The sequence below is a fragment of the Wolbachia endosymbiont of Drosophila tsacasi genome (genome assembly GCF_028982115.1).
GTDB lineage: Bacteria > Pseudomonadota > Alphaproteobacteria > Rickettsiales > Anaplasmataceae > Wolbachia > Wolbachia pipientis_B.
Genome location: NZ_JAPQLJ010000040.1, coordinates 1 through 7180 on the forward strand (window position 1 = coordinate 1; position 7180 = coordinate 7180).

The window sequence follows — 7180 nt, forward strand, 5'->3', positions numbered from 1 at the left end:
ATTTTTGATCAAAAAGGCACGAGAATTTGGCTATACTTTAGTGCAACAAGAGGAGCTAGTTAAGGAAGTTTCTTAGAAGTGTCATTATCATTTAGATGCAGCATATTTACCATCACCTCCTTGATTACGTTAACTGGTTATGCAATCTGTGATCATATAGATTGGAGCTTCATTTCAGTCTTAGCTTTTTTTCTAACCTTTGTTGGTGGATGTAGTGGTTCTTCAAGTGGTGGCATCAAAATCTTTCGTTTGATCATTTTTCTAAAGTCTATAGGAAATCACTTTCGCCTTTTATTAAACCCAGGTGCAGATAATATGGTAAAATTCAACGGAAAAACCCTGCAGAATGATGAAGTTCACTCTGTCTTTATATTTTTTACAATTTTCATGTTAACGTTTACCATTTCATCAATAGTGATGTCTTACTTAAGCAATGCAGACTTTATAACTAGCATCAGCTCAGTCTCTGCAACGCTTACAAATTCTGGCCCGGGATTTAGTAATTTAATAGGCCCTTCAGGTAACTATTCTTCTTTCAGTAATGAAGTAAAATTATTTTTGTCGTTTTTGATGCTGCTTGGTAGACTTGAAATATTGCCAATCTATTTTTGTATAGGTAATTTATTCTTATTTAATAGAAAGAAATAGTTGGTGAAACTCGATATTATAGCTAAACTGACTTACGACAATTTGAAAAACCGTCATTCCGCTACTAGTTAGCGGAATCTATGCCGCGAATAAATCTACAACTGTATGAACATTGTGATTTGGGCACACCAGGAAGAATGTTATCCAAGTAGCCCCTTTCTCGTCATCCCGCTACTTGTTAGCGGGATCTATGCTAAGAGATACCGCAAATGAATCCACAACTGTACGAACATTGTGATTTTGGCCCATCAGGAGGGTGTCATCCCAGTGCTTGACACTGGGATCCAGGAATTTTATTAAGTTGGTAAGCATAAAAGTAGCCATTTTATGTAAAAATACAATATTTTGATGATTATGAAAAAGCTGGATTCCAGTGTCAAGCACTGGGATGACATCATAGAGGCACTGGAATGACACCTTCCTAGTGGAAATTGCTCTCAAATCATAATGTTCGTAAAGTTGTGGAATGAATCGCGGTATAACGGTTCGCGGCGGTATAGCTATAGATAGTATTAGCTATTTAATAAAAAGATCGTAGCTAAACCAAGAAATATAAGAGCTGAGAGAATATCAGTTGTTGCCGATGTTAAGATTGAAGAAGAAACGGCAGGGTCAGACTTTAAACGGTGAAGCATTATAGGAATGAAAGTTCCGATAAACGTTGCAATAATTGACATCATAATCATGGAAACCACAAAAATCATCTCCACTTTGAAGCTGTGAAATCTTATTGCTAATACTATTAATGAAATAGTAGATAAGATCACCCCATTTATCAGACCTATTAAAAATTCTTTCATCAGTACTCTTTTTGCATTTTGCTCAGTTAGATATTTTGTTGCGATTGCCCGGATGGTTAGCGTTACTGTTTGGGATCCTGCATTTCCGCTCATTGATGCAATTATCGGCATGATTATTGGCAGTACTATAAAACTTTTTATTACATCATCAAAAAAGCCAACTACTATGGAACACATTGTTGCAGCTAAGAGGTTAAACAGTAACCAAGGTAGCCTTTTAATTATAGTTTTATGTATAGGGGCATTTATATCGGCTTTAGAAGATACACCGCTTATTTTGAGTACATCCTCTTCTGTTTCTTGTTGAACAACTTTTATCACATCTTCAATTAAGATCACACCTATAATTTTACCATTCTTATTTACTACCGGAGCCGATAATAGAGAGTAATCTTTAAATATTCTTGCTACTTCCTCTTGGTCTACTCCAGTTTTAATGATTTTTATGTCATGATCCATTATCTCTTTTATTATTGTATCTCCTGAGTGAGATATTACCTTACTTAAATTAACACTGCCTATAGGCTCTAATTTTGAGTTGATAATGAATATCTGGTGAAATCTTTCTGGTATTTTTTTATAGCTGCACACAAATTCTGTCAGCTGATTTATTGTCCAATAATATGGAGCTATAACCATATCTTTATGTATTAACCTTCCTGCACTTTCTTCTGGGTATGATAGCAACTCCTCTACTGATTTCTGAGTCTTGCCGGGCAAATAGTAAAGTATATTTTCTACAGATTTTCTATCCAAATCTTTCACTATGGTTACTACATCTTCTACATCAAGGAGCATTAGTAACTTTGCTGTATTTTCTATTCCCAATGTTTCTATGATCTCCACTTGTAAATCTGGCACTACATGCACTAGGGCATCACTTAACAAATGTTGATCGAGGATATTAACTAATTTCTCCCTGTGATCACTGATCGAAGTAGATAAAAAATAAGCTAACTGAACGCTATCTATCGTTTTTACAATATTACGAACATTTTCTAGCTCATCGTTATCAAGTGACTCTATTAAGTCATCAATAGCCTTTTTGTCTAAACCATAATGAGAACTTACTTTAATATTCATTATTTTACCTTATTTTTTAATAAATATACACACTTGATTTCCTTAAACATTAAAGTATAATGAAATTATTTTGAATTAACTATCATATGGTTAAATTTCTATTTTGTTTGCTGTTATTGTTAGTAATAGTAAATATATTAAAATCTAAAGTATAATGAAAACTTATTTAGAAACTCTTGAATACTTTCAAGGCTTAAATAAAAGTATTTCTCTTATCAGGAGGTGTCTTTGACATAGAAAAATCAAAGTTGCGTCTTGAAGAACTGGACTCCCAAGCGTCGAATGATGATCTGTGGCAAGATAAGCAAAAAGCACAAGAATTTTTAAAAGAACGTTCTAAAATTAAGAATGACATAGAGTCGTTTTTAAAGCTGGAAAGCGATTACAACGATGCCATTAGCTTAATGAAGTCTGCTATTGATGAGAATGATGAAGAATTTTTCTCTGAAGTTGAAAGTGAATTAGCTAAGTTAGAGAAATTAATCAAACTTAAAGAGATAGAATCCTTATTTACTGGTGAAGCAGATAACAATAACTGCTTTTTAGAAATCCACTCAGGAGCTGGTGGAACAGAGAGCAATGATTGGGCTGAAATGCTGATGCGCATGTATATAAGGTGGGCAGAAATTTATCACAACTTTAAAGTTGAAGTTGTAGAAAAATTAGAAGGAGAGTCGGTTGGTATAAAGTCTGCAATGATAAAAATCGTTGGAGAAAAAGCTTATGGGTGGGCAAAAAGTGAAAGTGGAATTCACAGGCTGGTTAGAATATCGCCGTTTGATGCAAATGGTAAACGTCATACCAGTTTTGCAAGTGTAGGAGTAACTCCAGTGATAGAAGATTTAATTGATATTGCTGTGGATGAAAAGGATCTAAAGATTGACACCTACCGTGCTTCCGGAGCAGGCGGTCAGCACGTGAATAAGACTGAAAGTGCGGTACGCATTACGCATATTCCAACTGGTGTTGTAGTTCAATGCCAAAATGGTCGTTCTCAACACAGAAATAAAGATGAGGCGTTAAAATTACTTAAAGGCCGTTTATACCAAATTGAACTGGAAAAGAAAGAACAAAAGATGGCTGAAGAATATGGTAAAAAATGCGATATAGGTTGGGGCAATCAGATCAGATCGTACGTTATGCATCCGTATCAAATGGTGAAGGATTTAAGAACTGGACATGAAGTGGGCAATATAAATTCTGTTTTCGATGGTAATATAGATTGTTTCATAGTTAGTGTGCTTACTAAGCAAAATTAGGGTTGGTTTTCTTGCCATAATATATGATAATAAAATATTATAAAAGTCAGAGGTAAAGTTATGGCGATGAAATATGATCAGTGGAAAAGAATATTAAGTGCAGTTAATGCTGACAAAATTTAAGTAAAGATAACGTAATTGAGAAGATAAAAGAGAAATTACCACAATATTCAGATGAATATACTCAGTTGAGCGAAACTGGTTTTGATGCGAGTCTCACCTGCTTAAATATAGAGTATACTAGTAGTTGCATAGAACCTGGATTTTTTGGCTTACCATCCATACATAACCAAGTGGAAATCCATCATAGAACAATTTATATTTGTGGGTAATAGTAAGGGCAAGGAGGGGCAAGGAGGAGCAAGGCGGCGACTTGACACAATTTGTTGAGCCATAGTATCAAGTTAAGCTTAAAATATGATTGAATAGTTGTTAATAATAGTGTATAATTATTAATCTTTTCTAAGCATTTTAGCTATGGCTATTTCTAAGTTTCTCGATCCTAAGAACGACTTTGCCTTTCGGCGTATTTTTGGCTCTGTAAATAATAAGGACATTCTTATTCACTTTCTTAATGATATGCTAGGTCTTACTGGTGTTGATCAAATAGAAGATGTTTCTTTTTTAAGTCCCATTCAGGATCCTGATATTGCTTCTCAAAAGCAGAGCATTGTTGATGTTCTCTGTACTGATTCTGCTGGAACCCAGCTAATTATTGAAATGCAAGTTGTTAAAACTACAGGCTTTGAGAAACGCGCTCAATACTATGCTGCCAAAGCTTATTCAAGTCAAGCTCACAAAGGTGATCAATATCAAGATCTTAAAGGAGTTATTTTTATTGCTATCGCCGATTTTATCTTATTTCCTAACAAGCTGGCTTACAAATCTGATCACGTTACTTTTGATAAAATTACCTATGAACATGATCTCAAAGATTTTAGTTTCACTTTCATCGAGCTACCAAAGTTTAATAAGACAAAAGAAGATCAGCTTTCAAATATTGTTGAAAAATGGATTTATTTTTTTAAGTACGCCGATGAAACTAGCGAAGAAGATCTACAGAAAATAATAGGTAGTGATGTTATTATTGGTAGAGCTTATGATGTGTTAAATCAATATAACTGGAGTAAAGAAGAACGTTTTGCTTATGATCAAACTAAGAAACATATTGATGATTATCTTTCTTCTATTCAACAAGGAAAAATCGAAGGCATCAAAATTGGTGAAGAGAAAGGTAGGAAAGAAGGTAGAGAAGAAGGAAAAATTGAAGGAAAAATTGAAGTTGCAAAAACAATGCTAGCCAATAATATTGATATTAACACTATTGTCAAGTGTACTGGCCTGTCCATTAGTGAAATTGAAGAATTGCAGAATTAAGTGTAACGGTTACGGTTTCTCGTCTCCACCATACTGTATAGAAAAAAGTCTGGATTCCAATTTGCATGACAATGTGGAGTATCTGCTTCTGTCATCCCAGTGGGATCTCTTATTCCATTTTATCAACAGTTTGTTTTGCAGTATCAAACAATTTTAATCCTATAATCCCGAATGTAACTAAAATAAAGCATATTACTTCGAATAAATTAACTGGTTCATTAAATAGGTAAACTCCAAGTATCGAAGCTCATAATTACCAATGTTGCAATCGAAGGCACAACCTTAGTAAAACTGTTACTAAACTTTAATGTTACAGCCCACAGTATCTCTAGGATACTGGACAGCAATAAATATAACCAGCACATTTTCGTAACATTTCAATCTTGTATTGTAACAGAAATTGTTAGTTAAAACTACACTAAAGTGCAATAGATCTCTCTTTCGAAATTGCTTTGAAAGCCAATATATTAAACTTAAAATAACATTCTAAAAAACTTTTCTACAAAATTCAATTCCTGTACGTCATTTGCTGCATAAAGAGGTGTAGTTTGTTGCTCAATACCTGGTATTTCTACAAAAACTTTGCCCACTTCTTGACCTTTTTTAATGGGTGCAGGTATCATATCTTTATATTCAATACGCACCTTAATTTGGTCATGCAATTTGCGGTTGTAAGTTATGGTAACATCGTTTGCAACTGTAATAGGCACTTTTTTATCTTTTCCACAGAGAACATTTACTTCCTCAACTACACTGTCTTTAGCAAATATTTTCTTAGTATTAAAATGATTTAAGGAGTATTGTATCAGCCTTTTTGCTTCTTCTATTCGCTCTTTCTCAGTGTTTAAACCATTTACAACAGCAAAAATTCTCCTATCGTTTCGTTTTGCAGATGCTACAATGCCATAACCACCAGCATTTGTATAACCGGTCTTTAAGCCGTCAACCCCAATGTCGTGAAAAAGTAGAAGATTTTTATTCTTTTGTGCAATTTCGTTATATGTCAGATATTGTTCAGAAAATAAATCGTAATATTCAGGAAAATCAGTGAAAATCCTCTTTGCCAGCATTACCAAGTCTTTTGCGCTCATAAAATGATCTCCATCTGGCCACCCGCTTGAGTTGACAAAATGACTGTCATTCAGGTTCAAATTTTGTGCAACCTCATTCATTTCAGCCACAAAATTCTCTTCTGATCCTGCAATACCCTCGGCTAGTGTTATGCAGGCATCATTACCTGAGACTATTGTAATTCCTTCGAGTAATTCCCTCACCGTAACGGATTGACCTTCTTTCAAAAACATAGAAGAGCCTTTTCTTTCCCACGCTTTTCTGCTTACTCGAAATTTATCCTCCATATTTATTATTCCAGCTTTTAGATAATCGAAGGCTATATATAAAGTCATTAACTTGCTCATTGAAGATGGGGCCATTTTTTCATCGGAATTATGGTCAAAAATGAACGAGTCTGAAGCTAAATCTAAGACTACTGCTTGCTTTGCTTTGGTTCTAAACTGGTATGAGTATGAAAAAAAAGGAAGTATAAAAACTAATAGCAAAATTACCAATCTGCTTAACATATCTATAATTTTAAATTTACAGTGCACTAATTAATAGTATAATTTTACAGGGGCATTTCAATAGATCTCTTGTATAAAAATTCCTTGACAAACTCCGCCAGCCCCCTTATCATGATACTGAAGGTATTCAGTTATCTTCATCTGTGCAGATTAAACAGCAAGAAAACAACGTAGTTGGCGTCTTATTTTTAATTTTTTGCACTATGTGNACCTTATGTCTTCACAACATTTCTGGGTTTTTACCTATATAAGCTGAAACGCGCTTATAAGTCGTTTAAGACAGTATAGTACGCCAATTTGCAGGATTAGAGAATGACAACTAGCTAACACGTGGTTTCTTTTGCCTTTTTTTTTGCTTAGTAAATTTCTTAAATATTAAAGCTAAGGTTAGTTGCATTTAAAAGCAGCTAAATTGCAGTGTTTAAGACTTAAA

At 34.1% G+C, this 7180-nt stretch carries 7 protein-coding genes; 3 read left to right on the forward strand and 4 right to left on the reverse strand.

Annotation, left to right across the window (positions count from 1 at the left end; genetic code table 11):
* The first annotated feature begins 78 nt into the window (after window positions 1-78).
* Entirely contained in the window at window positions 79-648 is a 570-nt protein-coding gene (locus tag OZD70_RS02445) for a potassium transporter TrkG (RefSeq protein ID WP_275020636.1), read from the forward strand.
* A gap of 171 nt (window positions 649-819) precedes the next feature.
* Here OZD70_RS02445 and OZD70_RS02450 read toward each other — a convergent pair whose 3' ends face one another.
* On the reverse strand, window positions 820-1089 hold the full coding sequence (locus OZD70_RS02450) for a hypothetical protein (RefSeq protein ID WP_275020638.1): 270 nt from the start codon (window positions 1087-1089) through the stop codon (window positions 820-822).
* A gap of 71 nt (window positions 1090-1160) precedes the next feature.
* Window positions 1161-2531: a magnesium transporter gene (gene mgtE / locus OZD70_RS02455; RefSeq protein ID WP_182182973.1), complete on the reverse strand. Its 1371-nt coding sequence runs from the start codon at window positions 2529-2531 to the stop codon at window positions 1161-1163.
* Between the two features lie 154 nt (window positions 2532-2685).
* Here mgtE and prfB point away from each other — a divergent pair.
* Together prfB and OZD70_RS02465 are read left to right on the forward strand one after the other, a co-directional pair.
* Window positions 2686-3790, forward strand: a protein-coding gene (gene prfB / locus OZD70_RS02460) for a peptide chain release factor 2 (RefSeq protein WP_275020640.1) whose coding sequence is annotated in 2 segments (ribosomal slippage) — window positions 2686-2760 and window positions 2762-3790 — 1104 coding nt in all. Because the reading frame shifts where the segments join, the coding sequence is not laid out codon by codon here.
* 477 nt (window positions 3791-4267) lie between these two features.
* Complete coding sequence (locus OZD70_RS02465) at window positions 4268-5167, forward strand: Rpn family recombination-promoting nuclease/putative transposase (RefSeq protein ID WP_182182977.1); 900 nt, start codon at window positions 4268-4270, stop codon at window positions 5165-5167.
* Between the two features lie 218 nt (window positions 5168-5385).
* Here OZD70_RS02465 and OZD70_RS02470 read toward each other — a convergent pair whose 3' ends face one another.
* Entirely contained in the window at window positions 5386-5532 is a 147-nt protein-coding gene (locus OZD70_RS02470; protein ID WP_259346611.1) for an SMR family transporter, read from the reverse strand.
* A 108-nt stretch (window positions 5533-5640) separates the two neighbouring features.
* Window positions 5641-6747 (reverse strand): D-alanyl-D-alanine carboxypeptidase family protein, encoded by a 1107-nt coding sequence (locus OZD70_RS02475; RefSeq protein WP_275020641.1) that lies wholly within the window; start codon window positions 6745-6747, stop codon window positions 5641-5643.
* Window positions 6748-7180: the final 433 nt, after the last annotated feature.

What these genes read in the sequence shown, in the direction of transcription:
- mgtE (WP_182182973.1), bottom strand. Translation starts at nt 2,531, where the DNA reads ATGAATATTAAAGTAAGTTCTCATTATGGTTTAGACAAAAAGGCTATT.
- OZD70_RS02465 (WP_182182977.1), top strand. Translation starts at nt 4,268, where the DNA reads ATGGCTATTTCTAAGTTTCTCGATCCTAAGAACGACTTTGCCTTTCGG.
- OZD70_RS02470 (WP_259346611.1), bottom strand. Translation starts at nt 5,532, where the DNA reads ATGTGCTGGTTATATTTATTGCTGTCCAGTATCCTAGAGATACTGTGG.
- OZD70_RS02475 (WP_275020641.1), bottom strand. Translation starts at nt 6,747, where the DNA reads ATGTTAAGCAGATTGGTAATTTTGCTATTAGTTTTTATACTTCCTTTT.